Source organism: Haloferax prahovense (genome assembly GCF_000723845.1).
In the GTDB taxonomy this organism is placed as follows: Archaea; Halobacteriota; Halobacteria; order Halobacteriales; family Haloferacaceae; genus Haloferax; species Haloferax prahovense.
In genome coordinates, this window is record NZ_LK053000.1 from 1,943,114 (window position 1) to 1,959,177 (window position 16,064).

Genomic DNA, 16,064 nt, shown 5'->3' on the forward strand with positions numbered 1-16,064 from the left:
TACATCGCCGTGTAGTGCGCCTTTCCATGGATAGCCGACGCGCCCTCCTCGTCGACGCTTTCACGACCGAACCGCTGTCCGGTAACGCGGCCGGGGTCGTCCCCGACGCCGACGGACTCGACGCGGAACAGATGCGCGCCGTCGCCGCCGAACTCGGCGCGAGCGAGACGGCGTTCGTCTGCTCGTCGGCCGCCGCGGACCGCCGCATCCGCTATTTCACGCCGAAGCAGGAAGTCGACCTCTGCGGACACGCGACTATCGCGGCCCACGCCCACCTCGCGGCCGACCGCGAACTCGAACCGGGGACCCACACGCTGGAGACGAACGTCGGTACCCTCGACATCGAACTCGGCGACCTCGGCGAGGTGTGGATGACGCAGAACGCGCCGACGGTGCGTCCCCTGGAAGTCGACTACGACCGCCTCGCGGCGGCGCTCGGCGTCGACGATGCCGCCCTCCGCGACGTGGGCGCGGACCTCCCCGTCGCGGTCGCCTCCACGGGTCTTCCCTTCCTCGTCGTCCCGGTCAACTTCCTCGAACATCTCTCGGGTGCCGACCCCGACGACGCCGCCATCGCCGACCTCGCCGCCGAACACGACGCGGCGGGCGTCTACGCCTTCACCTTCGACGCTATCGACGGCGACTCCACGCTCCACGCGCGGTGTTTCGCGCCCGGTATCGGCATCTCCGAGGACCCCGCGACCGGCACCGCTGCGGGTGCGTGCGGCGCGTACCTCCGGCAGGTCGGCGCGTTCGACTCCATGCCGGACGAACTCCGCTTCGAACAGGGCCACTTCGTGGACCGGCCGGGCACCGTTCGCGTGCGGGTCGGCGCGGAGATACGCGTCGGCGGCCGCGCGGTGCAGTCGCTCGACGGCGAGGTCGTCGTCCCGGAGTTCGCAGACGACGACATCATCGAAGCCTAAACTCCGTTCGAAAACGAGTCGGGGCCGCGCCGGTCGACGCGACCTCAGCCGATGTACCGGAGGTCGTCGTCGCTGGCGATGCCGCCCTGCTGTTGTTGTTGCATCTCCTGAATCTTCGCGGCGACCTCCTTCATCTCCTCGGCGCGCTCTTCGAGCGACTCGAAGTCGACGCTGAACTCGAGGAGGTCCTGCAGGACCTCGATGACGACCTGCGCGCTCTGGGGGTCGACGAGGTAGCCGCTCGTCTCGCCCATCAGGCACGTCGCGTCGAGGCCGCGGCGACTACCGAGACCGAGAAGCAGTCCCGAGACGCCGACGACGCCGCCGGCGGGCTCGTCCTCTCGGAACTCGATGCCCGCGGCTTCGAGTTCGTCGAGGCGGGACTCGTCGGCGACGGCCCCGAGGACCGACGGCTCGTCGACGAGTTCGCCGGTCGGGACGCCCCCAAGCGCGAACAGTCGCTCGACGCCGAACTCTTCGGCCACGTCGAGGAAGGCGTCGGTGAGGTGGTAGTGACCCTCGTTGGACTGCGCCTGGTGGTCGCCCGTCAGGAGGAGCAGGTCCGGCCCCTCGCCGGGCGTCTCGACGGCGTGAATCGCGGCGTGGGTCAGCTCGGCGACGCCCTCGTCGATGCTCACCTGCGGCGGGAACACGTCGGCGTAGACGCGGCGGACCAGCGTGGCCTCCTCGAACTCCTCCAGCAGGTGCTCGACGGCGAGTTTGCCGACGTTCCCGACGCCCGGCAGTCCCTCGATGAGGACCGGGTCGGTGAGGTCGACCTCCTCGACAGCCTCGATTTCGATGTCGTCCATGCACGTAGTGGCGGACGCGCCGGTTAAGAGAGCGTCGGTAGCCGAAGACGGCTATTCCTCGGCGAGCCGGCGCTTCCGAGCGCGGCGGTACTCGCCGTAGGGGTCTTCTGGGTTGTAGGGGGCGGGCGCGCTGTTCTGTGTGGTTGCGCCGCACTCCGGACAGGTCTCAGAAAGTGAGTACACCGGGCGGTCGTGGCGGTCGCGCCACGCGCTGCACACCCGGATGTCTGACTTCATGCGATTACTCTTCGTCGCCGCTGCGTTCGCGGTGGTACTCCGCGGTTCCGCCCGCGGCCTCGATGACCTCGCGGGCCCGAGCGACGCTCGATTCGAGTTCCGTCTCGGCGGTCTTGTAGTCGGGCGCTTTGACCTTCACGCGGTACTCGGGCGCGCCGACGTACGTGACCGACAGTTCGATTTCGTCGCCGATTTCGTCGTCGCCCTCGGCGGCTTTGAGGGCCTCCTTCACGTCGTCGACGCCGTCGCCCGCGGGCGAGCGCAGGTCGACGTAGCCGGTGACGTTGACGAAGGGGACCGACACGTTCTGGCGCGCGGTCTCGACGATGGCTTCGAGCTCGTCGTCGTCGAGTTCGACGTCTTCGAGCGCCTCGAGACCGTGAATCGCGGCCTGCTCGAAGCCGTCGTAGAGCGATTCGAACTCGGCGAGCAGGGCGTTGGCGATGGACTGGTAGCGGTCGTCGGCGATATCCTCGCCGAACGCCAGCGCCATCCACTTATCCGCCTTCTGCTCGTTTTTCCACTCCTGAATCTTCTCTTTGCGCTGGTGCTCGTTGACGTCCTTTATCGAGAGGTCGATCTGCTGGGAACTCTCGTTGACTTCGAGCACTTTAGCGACGACTGTCTGTCCCTCGCGGACGTGGTCGCGAACGTTCTTGATCCATCCGCTGGCGACCTCGCTGATGTGGCAGAGGCCGCGTTTGTCTTCGTACTCTTCGAGGTCGACGAAGACGCCGAAGTCCGCGATGTCGTCTACCTTTCCGACGACGAGTTCGCCGGGGTCAGGCCATCCGCTGTACTTCATACGAGGTCCTCCAGGGAGTTACGCCTCAAGTTCGTCGCTGTCGCGACGCTCGACCGTCTCGACAACCTCGCCGTGGAATTCGGCGTTGCCGCCGGTCGGCGTGGCGAGGGTCGTCCCGCAGACGGCGCAGTTGACGACCGAGGAGGCCTTTCCGAAGACGACCTGTTCGTTCTCGCAGTCGCTGCACGCGACTTTGTAGAAGTTTCCTGCCATGATTTACTCCTGGAACTCCAGGCGACCGGCGCGCCAGCCCTCGCGCATGTGGGCCTTGCCACAGTCGGAGCAGATGTACTTCAGGTGGGTCTTCTTCGTCGGCTTGTCGCCACCGGGAACCTTGGAGAACTTACCGGCGTTACCGATCGTGGCCTTGCCGCGTCGCGTCTGACGGGCGTTCCACTTCATGCCGGTCGGGCGTCCCTTCCGGACCTTCTCCACTTCGTGTTCGTGGTGACCCTTGCAGTTCGGGCAGTACGTGTTGAAACGGCGTGGCATCTGCATAGATATCGACCTTGTGCTGGGTTTTGGTGTGGCCCGTTAAAACCCGTTTGGTTCGACGCGGCCCCTGAACTCGCCGCGACCGGGCGTTCACCGTGTCACGTGTGGGCAGCCCACGGTGACTGCACCGTCCGCGGTTCCCCCGCCGCACGCCGCACGCCCGAAGCCGAAGCGATTAAGCGGTGACTGTGCCAATCCCGGCACATGAAGAAGCTCATCATCCACGGCGACCCCGGCGTCCGCCGCGACGGCGTCATCGAGTACGACGGCGAGGAGTACGTCCTCTTTTCCGTCGACCGACAGGGCGACTGGCACGGTCCCGACCGCGTCCAGCTGTGGTGCACCGTCGGCACCGAAGACGAGCGCGAGGCGTTCGAAAAGCGCGAGTTCGTCCCGCACTGGCTCGAGACCGAGGGCGTCGACGCCGAGGCCGTCGAGGTCGTCCGCGAGCGCGGCGCGGCCTAAGGTAGTCTCGCTTCTTCTACCTCGTAGACCACGACCGACCCCGACCGGTGGACCGGCGTCAGCCACGCCACGTCCGTCTCTAGCTCCCCGTAGCGGGCGCGCTCGCCCGGTCCGACCCACACGTACCGCACCTCGTACTGCTCGACGAGCCGCGCCCGCGTCGACTCGTTGCCGACGTACATCGCGTCCACGTCGCGCACGCGGTCGTAGTAGGCGTCGGGCCCGCGGTAGCCGACCTCGTGCGCCCAGCCGGCGACCGTCGGCACGCCGGTCAGGCTCGATTCGGGATTCCCGCGCCAACCGTACATGACGGTCTCGCGCTCGTCGCTCACGGTCGCCGACCACGTCGTCCCCGGCGCGGTGAGCATCGTCGGGTTGCCCTCGACGTTCTCGTCGAGCCACGTGATGGCGGTCGATTCGTTTTCGTGCCACCACTCCGCGAAGGCCGTCGCGTCCAGCGTCTCCTCCTGCCGGGGGGAGTCCGCGTGGTCGGCGACGGCCAGTCCGCCGTAGACCGACGTGGACGCGACGAGGAGGACGACGAACGCGACCCCGACGGCGCTGACTGCCCCCCCGCGGACGCTGAGGTCGACCCTCGGAAGCGACACGTCGCTCGCGGCGACCGCGTCGCCGACGAAGCCGGCCAGCACGGCACCCATCGCACTCCCCCAGAGCACCCAGACCTGCATGTACGTCTTGAACACCGTGTTCATCCGGCCCGGCCCCGCCTGCTCGTTCACGTAGATGAGCTCGACGAGCGTCACGAGGCCCGCGCCGGCGACGACGAGCACCGCCTCGAATCGCGGGTCGTCGGCGAACCGGAGGAGCACCCAGCCGACGGCGACGAGGGGCACGACGAGCGCGAGCGCGGCGAACGAGTGGACGGCAGCGACGACGGTCAGCACCGCGAAGCTCCCGAGGAGCGCGGCCCACTCGTGGCCGCCGAGGCCGTCCTGCGCCCCGAGGCGACGGACGTAGTAGCCCGCGAACGCCGCGAGGAACGCCCCGTGGACGAGCGCCAGCGCGCCGAACCCGCTTCGCTGGTCGGGCGCGAGAATCTCGACCGTCCGGGCGCTTCCACCCCCCGCGACCGCGCCGAGGAGGAACGGACTCGCGAGCACGGCGGCGACGACGCCGGCGAGTCCGACCGCCGCGACCGTCCCAACGAGTCGGGCTAACTCGCCGGTAAGTGGGTCGTCACCGACGACCGAGCGGACGCGCTCCCGACCGGGAAACAGCGTCCACGGCCGCGCGGGCGCGAAGACCATCCCGAGGAACAGCACGCCGAACACCGACGGGAAACTCCACGTGTCGACGACGACCTGGAGCGCGCCGACGAGCGTCGTCGCGGCGACGAGGAGTCGGCGCTCGCCGACCGCCTCCTCCGGCGTCCGGAAGTACGCGAAGGCGAGGCCGGCCGCGAGGAGCAGAAACGGCGTGCCCATCATGTGGGCGTGGAGGTCGCCGTTGAGCCACGCGAAAAGCGGGAACTCGTTGATGGTGCCCGGAATCACGCGGCTCGCGCTCCAGTACGAGAAGCTCGAGGTTCCGGCGAGTACCTGCTCGACGGTGTACTGCGAGCGCTCGGCGACGGCTCGCGCGACGGGTCGGCGGAGCCCCTCGGGGAGCGCGGCGAGGGCGACCCGCCCCGCGGTGACGAGGTTGCTGGCGAAGCCGACGAAGAACGCCGAAAGCAGGCCGGCGAGCCGACCGTTCGCCCCCGAGGCGGCCGCGACCCCGCGCCCGAGTTCGAACGCCGCGGTGACGAGGAAGCCGAAGAAGCCGGCGAGCGCGAGATTGTAGGCGAACGACGGGTCGGTGGCGGTGAGCCGCGCGAGGAGAATCGAGACGAGGTGGCCGCCGTAGTAGTAGCGGACCGGCTCGCCGGCGAACCACATGTCTTCCGGCGGGAGGACCGACGCGCGGGCGAGCGACTGGAGGAGGCCGAAGTCGAGGAACTTCTCGCCGCCGCCGGCGTGGACCGACGGGTCGAGCGCCCGGAGCGAGACCGCGAACAGGAAGGCGACGAGGAACACCGCGGCCGCGTCGGCGACGGCGCGACGGTCGATGTCGGACGCGAGTCGGAGGTCGCCGCGGCGGAGCGCGCCGAGGTCGAGGCCCGCGACCGCGGACGCGACGAGGAGCGTCCCGACGCCGGCGACGAGGGCAATGGGGCCGAACGAGAGGTGGCCGACGTAGTAGGCGGGGAGAGTCAAGACGACGAGCGAGACGGGGAGGGCGAGTCCGGCACCGCGACCGGGAAGGCGTCGGAACAGGCGGGCCGCGAGGGGAAGACCGACCGCCCAGAGGGCCGCGAACAGCAGCAACCACCGGACAACGAGGGCGTACTCCATCTGTCCGATGACTGCGCCGCGGATGCAATACGTTTTGTGATGGCCGGTGCGAAACAGAGCGGTTCGCTTTTTACCCCGTTGAGTGAATGGTCGTGCATGTCGAAGTCTGTCGGGGTGGTGGTCCCCGCCTATCGACCCGACCCAGAGCGTCTGGTCCCCTACGTCCACGCTCTCGTCGAGGAACTGGACCCCGAGGTGGTCCGGGTCGAACTCGACGCGCCGCGGCCCGAGACGCTCGACGCCCTCGACGCCCTCCCCGCCGTCGCTCACGTGAACCCGGTCGACGCCCGTCGCGGCAAGGGCGCGGCCATCACCGCCGGGTTCGAGTCGCTCCGCACGGACATCCTCTCGTTCGCCGACGCCGACGGGAGCACCCCGGCCGCGTCGATGGCGAACGTCGTCGCCGCCGTCCGCGAGGGGTCCGACCTCGCCGTGGGATCGCGCCGTCATCCGAACGCGACCGTCGCCTCCCACCAGACGGTCGCCCGGCGCTACCTCGGCGACGGCTTCGCGTGGCTGGCCCGCCACCTGACCGAAGTCCCGCTGTACGACTACCAGTGCGGCGCGAAGGCCATCACCGCCGCGGCGTGGAACGACGTTCGGACCCACCTGTACGAGCCCGGATTCGCGTGGGACATCGAACTCATCGCCGTCTCGGGCGCGTTCGGCCACCGCGTGGCCGAGGTGCCGGTCGTCTGGGAGGACCAGCCGAACTCGACGGTCTCGCCGGTCGACACGACGCTCAAGATGGCCCGCGGCCTGCTCCGGTCGCGCCACCGCGCCCGGACGATTCGCGAGGACCGCCTCCACGAACTCATCGACGCTCGGAACGACGAGCGGACCCTCGTCGAGCAGTTCTCGGCGGAGGTCACGGATGACTGACCGGCTCTCGGCGCTCGTCTCCGGCACCCGATTCGGCAAGTTCGCCTCCGTCGGCGCGGTCGGCGCGGTGTTCGACCTCTCGTTGAGCAGTCTCCTCATCGTCTTTTTCGGCGTCGCCAACGAACTCGCGAAGCTCGCCGGCGCGGAGCTCGCAATCGTCATTATGTTCGTCATCAACGACCGCTGGACGTTCGCGGGGGCCGGCTCGGACCTGCTCACCGCGAAGGTCCGGCGCTTCGTGAAGTCGAACCTCGTCAGGAGCGGCGGCCTCCTCGTGCAGGTGCTCGTCGTTCGGGCGCTCGGCGAGGTTCCGCTGTCGATTCCGGTCGCCGGCATCGACCTCTGGGAACTCATCCCGCTGCCCCTCGCTATCGGCGCGTCGATGCTCCTGAACTACGTCGCAGAAAGCCTGTTCACGTGGCGCATCGCGACCCGTTCGAGTCAGCGCGACTCACGGTGAAAATTGACACACAGCGGTCGAAACAGAAGTCTTAACAATAGCAGACTCGTTTGTTGATTCAGCGGGATGGGATAGCCAGGAGATTCCGCCGGGCTCATAACCCGGAGATCGGTAGTTCAAATCTACCTCCCGCTATGGTTTTGCTGACCTCAACTCCTGAGCGCCGAGTCTTGGCTCGGCGCGACCCACGAGGTCAGCCACATAGCTCAGTAGATTTGAACCGGAGAGCGTCAGCGACCGGGGTTCAAATCTACCTCCCGCTATTCTCCTGAAAACTACACCCCAAGCAGCGCGGTTTATCGCGCTGCAGCGACCCGTTTTCCGTGGTAATTGTGACAGGTAGTTTGAACCAGAGAACCTCACTTCTTCTCAAATTTGTGACACGAATTACTAACTACTCCACGAGTACGACTCGAGTATGTCCTCCACAGATTCGGGAACGGAGCTTTGGTCTGCGACCCAGCGAGCGATACTCGGCGGACTCCTCGCCATCGTCGCGATACTCGGGTTCGGCTGGGCACAGCAACTGGGAACTGGCAATCTCCTCGTGGGAAGTTTCGGAGTCCTCCTGTTCGTGGGTGCTGGATACTGGCTCCTCGACCTCTTTCGAACGGGCCTCGAAGAGTGATCGCGAGACGAGGCTTCGCGCCGTCGCCCCAATCGACCGCTTCCGAAGGAGATTTTCGACCCCGACTCAACGAGAGCACAATGAGTGACCTCGAACGAATCTGCGCGGTCGGCGACGTGCCCGACGACACGACCTTTCTCTTTCGCGTCCGCGCGGCCGATGAAGACGACGCCGAGGAGCGCGAGGCCATCCTCGTGCGCACCGACGACGGCATCCAAGGGTGGCTGAACTACTGCATGCACCTGACGCACATCAAACTCGACAAGGGCTCCGGGGCGCCGATGCGCAACGGCGAGGTCATCTGTCAGAACCACGGCGCGTACTTCGAGGCCGACACGGGCTACTGCAACTACGGGCCCTGCGAGGGCGCGGTGCTCGACGACCTCGAAATCACGGTCGACGGCGACCACGTCTTCCTCTCGGACGCGGAGTTCGACTACGTCGGTGCGGGCGAAATCGAGACCGACCCCGCCGACCGGAGTTCGAGTTCGAACGTCGAGTTCTGAGGCTGAGCGCGGCGAAGTGACTCAGTTCTCGTCGCCGCCATCGTTGTCGCTGTCGCTGTCGCCGCCGTAGTGGCGTCGCTCCACGTAGTCGTCGTAGAGCCGCGAGATGAGTTTCGTCACTGGTCCGTCGCCTACTTGGATGCCGTCGACCGTCTCCACGGGTCGGAGTTCCCACGTCGAGTTCGTGAGGAACGCCTCGTTCGCGCCGCGCACGTCGTCCGGCGTGAAGCGCCGCTCCCGAATCGGGATGCCCTCCTGTCGAGCGAGGTCGAGGACGACGCGGCGGGTGATTCCCGGGAGGACCGGGCCGTCGAGGCTCGGCGTGCAGAGCGCGTCGTCCTCGACGAAAAAGAGGTTGCTCGTCGCGCCCTCGGTGACGTAGCCGTCGGCGTCGAGCATGAGCGCCTCGTCCGCGCCGGTGACGCGGAGTTCGACGCGGGCGAGGATGCCGTTGAGGTAGTTGTGCGTCTTCGCCCGCGAAGGGAGCGACCGGTCGGGAATGCGCCGGGTCTTGACGGTCTGGACCGACGCGGGGCCGTCCCACACGGGGTTGGAGCCGCGGCCGCCGCGGGCGAGTGGTTCCACGATGACGACGACGCGGGGGTCGACCTCCTCGGCCGGCGTGAGGCGGCCGCCCTGACTGCCGCGGGTGACAGAGAGCCTGACGTACGCCTCGTCGAGGTCGTTCGCCGCGAGCGTCTCGTCGACTCGCGCGTGCAGGTCGTCGTCGGACAGGCCGTGGTCCATCCCGAGCGCGTCGCACGTCTCGGCGAGGCGGTCGGCGTGGGCGTCCCAATGGAACACCTCGCCGCCGTAGGCACGGAGCGTCTCGAAGGCCGCGTCGCCGTAGAGGAAGCCGCGGTCGGTGACCGGAATCGACGCCGACTCGGCGGGGACGAGTTCGCCGCCGACGTGGTAGCGAAGCGAACGCCCACCGGCGTCGCCGTCACCGCTCATCGCTCCACCTCCCACGCGTCGGCCGCCGGGCCGTCGCCGGCCGCGAGCGCGACGAAGTTGCGGACGATGTCCTTCCCAGAGTCGGTGAGGATGCTCTCGGGGTGGAACTGCACGCCGACGTGTGGCTTCTCGCGGTGGCGAACGCCCATCACGACTGACGGTTCGTCGCCCTCCTCAGTGTCGGAACCGCCGGTTTCGGACCCTGCTGCGACGGTGTGGGCGGTCACCGCCAACTCGGGGGGGACGTCGTCGTGTTCGACCGCGAGCGAGTGATAGCGGCCGACTTCGATTCGGTCGGGCAGGCCGGAAAAGACGCCTGCGCCGTCGTGTTCGACCAGCGAGGGTTTCCCGTGGACGACGTGAGGAGCGTGGCCGACGCGGCTCCCGAGGGCGGCACAGAGCGACTGGTGGCCGAGACAGACGCCGAGCGTCGGGTAGTCGAGGTCGCGGAAGACCGAGACCGAGACGCCGGCGTCCGCGGGGGTGCCGGGGCCGGGCGAGACGACGATGCCGTCCGGGTCGATGTCGCGGATGTCGTCGGCCGAGAGCGCGTCGTTGCGGTAGACGAGCACGTCGTTCGAAGCGTTCGAACCGTCCCCGTCCCCGGCCTCCGCGACCGCCTCGCCGACGTACTGCACGAGGTTGTAGGCGAACGAGTCGTAGTTGTCGACGACGAGGATACGCGTCATCGCTCGCCCCCCACGGTCATGTCCGCGCGCTCGCCGAGCGCCTCGTCGATGGCGGTGATGAGCGCCCGCGCCTTCGCCAGGGTCTCGTCGTACTCGCTGTCGGGGTCGGAGTCGTGGACGATGCCCGCACCCACGCGGAGGTGGTACTCGTCTCCGAAGCGGACGAGCGTCCGGATGACGATGTTCAGCACCGCGCGGTCGTCGAAGCCGACGGCGAACATGCTCCCGGTGTAGGGGCCGCGACGGGTGGCTTCGAGTTCGTCGATAATCTCCATCGTCCGGGGCTTCGGCGCGCCCGTGATGGTCCCGCCGGGGAACACCGCGGCGACGGCGTCGGCGAGGCTGGTTCCCTCGCGCCGGGTCCCCTCGACTAGGGAGACGAGATGCATCACCTCCGAGTAGCGGTCCACCCGGCGGTACTCCGTCACCTCGACCGACCCGTACTCCGAGACCTTTCCGAGGTCGTTGCGTTCGAGGTCGACGAGCATCGCGTGTTCGGCGCGCTCTTTCTCATCGGTCGTCAGGTCGGCCTCCAGCGCCTCGTCTTCCTCGGTCGTCCCCCCCCGCGGGCGGGTGCCGGCGATGGGTTCGGTGACGAGGCGGTCGCCCTCGACGCGCAAGAGGAGTTCCGGGCTGGCGCTCACGAGGTCGACGCCGGGGAGTTCGAGCAGCCCCGAGTACGGCGCGGGGTTGACCTCTCGGAGCGCCGCGTAGGCGTCCACCGGGTGGACCGCGGCGGGCGCGACGAGTCGCTGGGAGAGGTTCGCCTGAAACGTGTCGCCGTCGCGGATGTACCGCTTCGCGGCGCGAACGCGGTCGGCGAACGCCTCGCGACCGCAGGCGCTCTCGAACGTCGCCTCGTCGGATTCAACGGGCGCGGAGACGGGTTCCGGTTCACCTTCGACCGCTTCGGTGGCGAAGTCGGTCGCCCGCGTTCGCGCCTCGTCGTAGACGGCATCGAGGTCGGCGTCGTCGTCGACGACTGGACAGCAGGTGACACGGAGCGTCGTCTTTCCGTCGTCAGGACGTGGTTCCTCCCACGACGCCACGAGGTCGTAGAGGCCGAGTTGGAGGTGGGGTAATCCCCGGTCGTCGGTCGTGTGCTCGGGGAGCGATTCGAGTTCGCGGGCCGCGTCGTACGAGAGCCACCCGAACAGTCCGCAGGGGTACGGCACGTCGCAGTCGCCGCGGACGAGCGTCTCCGAGTCGACGAGCGATTCGAGCGCGGCGAGGCTCGGTGCGGTGTCGACGCCGGGCTCGCCCCAGTCGTCGGTCGGGTCGTCGACGGTCAGGCGCTCCGCGGGGGAGACGCCGAAGGCACCCCAGCCGGGTTGCCCGCCGGTCGTCTCGTAGAAGAAGCCGCCGGCGTTCCGGCGGGCGCGTCGATAGGCGTCGAAGGGGTCCGAGACGGCGATGCGGGCCTCGACGGGGACGCGCGCGCCGGCGGGTGCGACCTCGGCGGTCGCGCGAAAGTCGTCGCGGTCGGTGACGACGGTCGGTGCGGTCATTACCCACACCAGTCCGCCCGTCGGGTAAACGGTTTCGCGACGTGTCTGCGAGGGAGCGTGAGCGGCCGGCGGGTGAAAAAATAGTCTCGGTCGGCCGGAACGCGCGTCGGTTACGCGTCGCCGGCGCGGTCTATCCAGCGCTGGACGCGCTTCGGCGACACGTCGATTTCGTCGCCGACCTCGTCGGCGTCGGCCGCGGCGAGGTCCGCGACGGTCTCGATGCCGATTTCGGAGAGTCGCTCGGCGTACGCCGGGCCGATGCCGCGAATCGTGTCCACGGTCGGCGCGTCGGGGTCGGCGGCAGACTCGTCGGCCGGTTCGTCGTCTGCAGTTTCCTCGTCGTCTGCTTCGTCTTCGGCCTCCGCTTCTTCGTCACCTTCGTCGACCGCTTCCTCGTCACCTTCGTCGACCGCTTCTTCGTCCGATTCCTCGGTGTCGGCTTCGTCGGAGTCGGCGGATTCAGACCCGTCCTCATCTTCGAGTTCGGGTTCGCCGTCGGCTTCGACCTCGGATTCGGACTCGGACTCAGGCTCCGCTTCGGCGTCTTCGTCCTTCGGTTCGGCCTCCTCAATGGCGTCGGCCGCGACCTCCGCGTCGTCGCGGGCGTCTTCGGCGGCTTCGTCGTCGGCCTCAGACGCCGCGTCGGCCTCGTCTTCGACCGCGTCGTCGGTCTCTTCGTCCGCCGATTCCGTCTCTTCGACCGGTTCCTTCACCGCGGCCTCGGTCTCGACGTTCGCTTCCTCGCGTTCGGTTCTGGTGTCGCGTTCGACCGTAACGGTCGCTGTGTCGTCACGTCCCTCCTTCGAGGAAGACGACGAGTCGCCACCAACGAGGGATTTCCAGAGCGACGAAATAGTGTCAAGCAAGCCCATGTTACCTTCTCCTATGCAATCCCGTTATTTAAAAACCAGCGGCCTCAGTCGCTCTCGAGGTGGCTCCGGAGCGCGGCGTTCATCGCGTCGACCGGCGCGTCGCGCCCGGTCCACCGCTCGAAGGCCTCGACGCCCTGCAGGAGGAGCATCCACGCGCCGTCGATGGTGACCGCACCTGCCGCGGCCGCATCGCGGATGAGTTGGGTCTCGAGCGGGGTGTAGACCGCGTCGAGCACCGCGAGGTCCCCGTGGAGGTACTCTGCGGGAACGGGCGTCTCGTCGGGCGACTCCATCCCGACGCTCGTCGCGTTGACGAGGACGTCCGCCTCTCGAATCCGGTCGAGCGTGTCCAGTCCGCCGCCGGTCGCGCCGGGGACGGCCTCGGCGAGTTCGACCGCGGTCTCGGCGGTTCGGTTGGCGACGTGGACCGACGCGTCCGCATCGGAGAGGGCGAACGCGGCGGCCCGCCCCGCGCCGCCGGCACCGACGACTACGGCCGAGTTCCCGGCGAGGCCCACGCCGTGGCGCTCGAACGACCGCGTGACGCCCGCCGCGTCGGTGTTGTACCCCTTCGGCGTCTCCCCGCCGAAATCGACCGTGTTGACCGCGCCGATTCGCTCGGCAAGCGGGTCGGGGTCGACCAGTTCGAGCACGTCCTGTTTGAACGGGATGGTGACGTTCAGCCCCGAGACGCCGAGGGCGTCCGCGCCCTCGACGGCCGCCGCGATATCGTCGCGGGCGGGTTCGAACGTGACGTACCGAGCGTCGAGGCCGGTTTCCTCGTAGGCCGCCTCGTGCATCGGCGGCGACAGCGAGTGGCCGACCGGGTTGCCGACGAGACCGTAGACTTGCATGGGCGGGAGGTGTCCTGCCGACGATATAACTCGCCCGCCCGCGTCGGATTCCGCCGGGACCCGACGGCCCTCACAGCGCGGATTTCCACCCGTTCGCTCTCCCGTGATAGATTGTCGCGGATCCACGGTGTACCGGCGCGCTTTTAGTCTCCCGTTGGTCTACTCCCGCGTATGTCGGCACTCGCAACCCTGCTTTCCTTCGATACCGCGCTCCTCGTGGCGGGTATCGTCGCGCTCTACCTCGGGGCCGAGGCGCTCGTCGAGGGCGCGTCTCGACTCGCCATCGGCCTCGGTCTCCGGGCGGCCATCGTCGGTGTGACCATCGTCGCGTTCGCGACGACCACCCCCGAACTCTTCGTCGCGGTCCTGAGCGGCCTGGGCTACAGCTCCGACCTCGGACTCGGCGCTATCGTCGGCTCGAACATCGCCAACATCGGTCTCGTCCTCGGAATCTCGGCGCTCATCCAGCCGATGGGCGTCTCGACCGCGACGCTCCGCCGGCACGTCCCGTTCATGATTGCCGCGGCGGTCGCGCTCGTCGCGCTCGGGATGGACGGGAACCTCAGCGCCGTCGACGGCGGCGTCCTCCTGCTCATCCTCGTCGCGTTCACGGGCTACCTGCTCTACCGCGCCCGGTCGGCGACAGCAGACGCCATCGGCGCGGACGAAATCGACATCGAGGACGAAGACGAGGTCTCCGCGCAGTTCAAGGACGTGGTCTATCTCGGCCTCGGCCTGCTCCTCCTGTTCGTCGGCTCGAACTGGCTCATTCAGGGCGGACAGGGACTGCTCGAATCCTTTGGGTTCGGCCCGCGGTTCATCGGGCTGACCGTCCTCGCGTTCGGCACGTCGCTGCCGGAACTCGCGGCGTCCGTCATCAGCGCGGTTCGCGGCGAGTCGGAGTTCAGCATCGGCAACGTCGTCGGTTCCAACATCTACAACGTCGTCGCCGTCCTCGGCATCCTCGCCATCATGGTTCCCGTGAACGTCCCCCCGAGCACCATCTCGCTGGACTTCCCGGCGCTCCTCGTGTTCACCTTCGGGGTCATCGCGCTGATGCTCCGCAACCGCGACGTGTCCCGCCTCGACGGCGGCATCCTCGTCGTCGGCTACCTCGTGTTCTTCTGGCTCATCCTTCCCTGACGTCCCAAACGGGCGATTTCGACCGTCTCTCGCGCCCGTCTCGGGCCGATTTTGAAACACAAGAGCTACCGGCTTCGGCTTCGGTCTTGTAGCCACGATGGGACGACGACGACTCAGCCATCCGCTGACCGCGGTGTTCGGAGCCGCACTTCTGACGGTCCCGTGGCTGGGCCTCCACACGGTGTTCGGCGTTGACCTCGCGACCGGCGTCACCGTCGCCCTCAGCGGTATCGCCGTTCTCGGGGCCTCGTTCCTCCTCGCGTGGGGCGCGGAGACCGCCGAGGCCGACGTGCCGCGGGCGTTCGCTCTCGCCATCCTCGCGGTGCTCGCGGTCGCCCCCGAATACGCCGTTGACGCCCTCTACGCGTGGGAAGCCGGCATCAACCCCGGCTCCCCCGAATCGGCCGAGGCCGCGAGCCTCGCGGTCGCCAACATGACCGGCGCGAACCGCATCCTCATCGGCATCGGCTGGTCCGCAATCGCGCTCTTCACCGTCTATCGCGCCCGTGACACCGGCGACGAGGCGGTCGAGTCTCGTCCCGGCTTCCTCGCGGACGTGGTCCGACTCGACCACGGCATCGCGACGGAGATTCTGTTTCTCTTCGCCGCGACCGTGTTCGCCTTCTTCGTCCCGCTCGGGGCGGGAATCGGCGCGGTCGACATGTTCGTCCTCGTCGGACTCTACGTCGCGTACATCTTCGTGGCGATGAACTCGCCGCACGAGGACGAAGAGCAAATCGGCGTGCCCGCGTACCTCCAGTCGTACCGGAAACCCAAGCGCATCGCCACGACCCTCTCGCTGTTCGTCTTCTCGGGCATCGTCATCCTCGTCGCCGTCGAGCCGTTCGCTCACGGCCTCGAAGCCCTCGGGAAGTCGGTCGGCATCCCGTCGTTCCTGATGATTCAGTGGGTCGCGCCGCTGGCGAGCGAGAGCCCCGAACTCATCGTCGTGGCCTACCTCGTCAACAAGGCGCGGTCGACCGCCGGCTTCAACGCGCTCATCTCCTCGAAGCTCAACCAGTGGACGCTCCTCATCGGGACGCTCGTGCTCGTCTACAGCCTCTCGCTCGGCTACTACGGGCCGCTTCCGCTCGACACCCACCAGATGGGCGAACTCTGGCTGACGGCCGCCCAGAGCTACTTCGCCATCGCCATCCTCATCACGTTCTCCATCAGCCTCCGCGAGGCGGTCGCCCTGCTCGGGCTCTTCTTGGCACAGTTCGTCTACTCCGTCACCGGACTGGCGCTCACGCTCCCGATTCCGGGACTCGGCGCGGTCACCTTCGACGGCGCAACCTCGCTCATCGGCTTCTCCGTCGTCTATCTGGTCGTCGGAACAACGCTTTTCGTCCGGCGGCGCGAGCAACTCGCCGCGGTGGCAAAGCTCTCCGTTCGACGCGTTCGCGGCGACTACGGCGCGAACGAGATTCCGGCCGCGGTCGAAGACTGACCGGTTCCCCTCGCCGCTTCC

The 16,064-nt window shown here is 68.0% G+C and carries 19 protein-coding genes and 1 tRNA gene; 9 read left to right on the plus strand and 11 right to left on the minus strand.

Going from position 1 to position 16,064, the window contains the following annotated elements; genetic code table 11:
- Positions 1–26: 26 nt before the first annotated feature.
- Positions 27–926, plus strand: coding sequence for a PhzF family phenazine biosynthesis protein (locus BN984_RS09780; protein WP_008092078.1), 900 nt, complete (start codon positions 27–29; stop codon positions 924–926).
- A 44-nt stretch (positions 927–970) separates the two neighbouring features.
- Here the strand turns inward: BN984_RS09780 and BN984_RS09785 are convergent, their stop codons facing one another.
- The 5 genes from BN984_RS09785 to BN984_RS09800 are packed head-to-tail and all read right to left on the minus strand — an operon-like array spanning position 971 to position 3,278.
- Positions 971–1,738 carry a proteasome assembly chaperone family protein gene (locus tag BN984_RS09785; protein ID WP_004972867.1) on the minus strand — a complete coding sequence of 256 codons (768 nt, stop codon included), beginning with the start codon at positions 1,736–1,738 and terminating at the stop codon, positions 971–973.
- A 51-nt stretch (positions 1,739–1,789) separates the two neighbouring features.
- The gene (locus tag BN984_RS19070) at positions 1,790–1,975 is read right to left on the minus strand and encodes an RNA-protein complex protein Nop10 (protein ID WP_081909192.1); all 186 of its coding nucleotides are present in this window, start codon (positions 1,973–1,975) and stop codon (positions 1,790–1,792) included.
- 4 nt (positions 1,976–1,979) lie between these two features.
- The gene (locus tag BN984_RS09790; protein ID WP_004972863.1) at positions 1,980–2,780 is read right to left on the minus strand and encodes a translation initiation factor IF-2 subunit alpha; all 801 of its coding nucleotides are present in this window, start codon (positions 2,778–2,780) and stop codon (positions 1,980–1,982) included.
- Positions 2,781–2,798: 18 nt separating this feature from the next.
- Positions 2,799–2,993, minus strand: a complete 195-nt coding sequence (locus BN984_RS09795; RefSeq protein ID WP_004044235.1) for a 30S ribosomal protein S27e — start codon at positions 2,991–2,993, stop codon at positions 2,799–2,801.
- A gap of 3 nt (positions 2,994–2,996) precedes the next feature.
- The gene (locus BN984_RS09800) at positions 2,997–3,278 is read right to left on the minus strand and encodes a 50S ribosomal protein L44e (RefSeq protein WP_004972860.1); all 282 of its coding nucleotides are present in this window, start codon (positions 3,276–3,278) and stop codon (positions 2,997–2,999) included.
- A 201-nt stretch (positions 3,279–3,479) separates the two neighbouring features.
- Between BN984_RS09800 and BN984_RS09805 the strand changes: the two genes are divergently transcribed.
- Positions 3,480–3,740, plus strand: coding sequence for an HAH_0734 family protein (locus BN984_RS09805; RefSeq protein ID WP_004972858.1), 261 nt, complete (start codon positions 3,480–3,482; stop codon positions 3,738–3,740).
- Here BN984_RS09805 and BN984_RS09810 read toward each other — a convergent pair.
- Entirely contained in the window at positions 3,737–6,094 is a 2,358-nt protein-coding gene (locus tag BN984_RS09810; protein ID WP_049968127.1) for a DUF2298 domain-containing protein, read from the minus strand. The genes BN984_RS09805 and BN984_RS09810 overlap by 4 nt on opposite strands.
- Positions 6,095–6,190: 96 nt before the next feature.
- Here BN984_RS09810 and BN984_RS09815 point away from each other — a divergent pair, with 96 nt between their 5' ends.
- The 5 genes from BN984_RS09815 to BN984_RS09835 all read left to right on the plus strand — a co-directional run bounded on the left by BN984_RS09815 (position 6,191) and on the right by BN984_RS09835 (position 8,570).
- Entirely contained in the window at positions 6,191–6,976 is a 786-nt protein-coding gene (locus tag BN984_RS09815; RefSeq protein ID WP_049913372.1) for a glycosyltransferase, read from the plus strand.
- Positions 6,969–7,436, plus strand: coding sequence for a GtrA family protein (locus tag BN984_RS09820; protein ID WP_049968128.1), 468 nt, complete (start codon positions 6,969–6,971; stop codon positions 7,434–7,436). The genes BN984_RS09815 and BN984_RS09820 overlap by 8 nt, the downstream gene beginning before the upstream one ends.
- 60 nt (positions 7,437–7,496) lie before the next feature.
- Positions 7,497–7,571, plus strand: a tRNA-Met gene (locus BN984_RS09825).
- 283 nt (positions 7,572–7,854) lie between these two features.
- Positions 7,855–8,064, plus strand: coding sequence for a hypothetical protein (locus BN984_RS09830; protein ID WP_049968129.1), 210 nt, complete (start codon positions 7,855–7,857; stop codon positions 8,062–8,064).
- Between the two features lie 80 nt (positions 8,065–8,144).
- Positions 8,145–8,570: a Rieske (2Fe-2S) protein gene (locus tag BN984_RS09835; RefSeq protein WP_008092104.1), complete on the plus strand. Its 426-nt coding sequence runs from the start codon at positions 8,145–8,147 to the stop codon at positions 8,568–8,570.
- A 21-nt stretch (positions 8,571–8,591) separates the two neighbouring features.
- On the opposite strand, the gene BN984_RS09840 is transcribed toward BN984_RS09835, so the two are convergent.
- From BN984_RS09840 to BN984_RS09860, 5 genes are all read right to left on the minus strand, one after another.
- On the minus strand, positions 8,592–9,527 hold the full coding sequence (locus tag BN984_RS09840) for an aminotransferase class IV (protein WP_049968130.1): 936 nt from the start codon (positions 9,525–9,527) through the stop codon (positions 8,592–8,594).
- On the minus strand, positions 9,524–10,216 hold the full coding sequence (locus tag BN984_RS09845) for an anthranilate synthase component II (protein WP_049968131.1): 693 nt from the start codon (positions 10,214–10,216) through the stop codon (positions 9,524–9,526). The genes BN984_RS09840 and BN984_RS09845 overlap by 4 nt, the downstream gene beginning before the upstream one ends.
- Entirely contained in the window at positions 10,213–11,724 is a 1,512-nt protein-coding gene (gene pabB / locus BN984_RS09850) for an aminodeoxychorismate synthase, component I (RefSeq protein ID WP_049968132.1), read from the minus strand. The genes BN984_RS09845 and pabB overlap by 4 nt, the downstream gene beginning before the upstream one ends.
- Before the next feature lie 110 nt (positions 11,725–11,834).
- A complete protein-coding gene (locus BN984_RS09855) occupies positions 11,835–12,596 on the minus strand; it encodes a helix-hairpin-helix domain-containing protein (RefSeq protein ID WP_049968133.1) in 762 nt (253 codons plus the stop codon).
- 44 nt (positions 12,597–12,640) lie between these two features.
- Positions 12,641–13,450 carry a shikimate dehydrogenase gene (locus tag BN984_RS09860; protein WP_008092116.1) on the minus strand — a complete coding sequence of 270 codons (810 nt, stop codon included), beginning with the start codon at positions 13,448–13,450 and terminating at the stop codon, positions 12,641–12,643.
- Positions 13,451–13,621: 171 nt separating this feature from the next.
- Here BN984_RS09860 and BN984_RS09865 point away from each other — a divergent pair, with 171 nt between their 5' ends.
- Together BN984_RS09865 and BN984_RS09870 are read left to right on the plus strand one after the other, a co-directional pair.
- Positions 13,622–14,593, plus strand: coding sequence for a calcium/sodium antiporter (locus BN984_RS09865; protein ID WP_004972832.1), 972 nt, complete (start codon positions 13,622–13,624; stop codon positions 14,591–14,593).
- Positions 14,594–14,726: 133 nt separating this feature from the next.
- The gene (locus BN984_RS09870; RefSeq protein ID WP_008092118.1) at positions 14,727–16,043 is read left to right on the plus strand and encodes a Na+/Ca2+-exchanging protein; all 1,317 of its coding nucleotides are present in this window, start codon (positions 14,727–14,729) and stop codon (positions 16,041–16,043) included.
- The last annotated feature ends 21 nt before the right edge of the window (positions 16,044–16,064 follow it).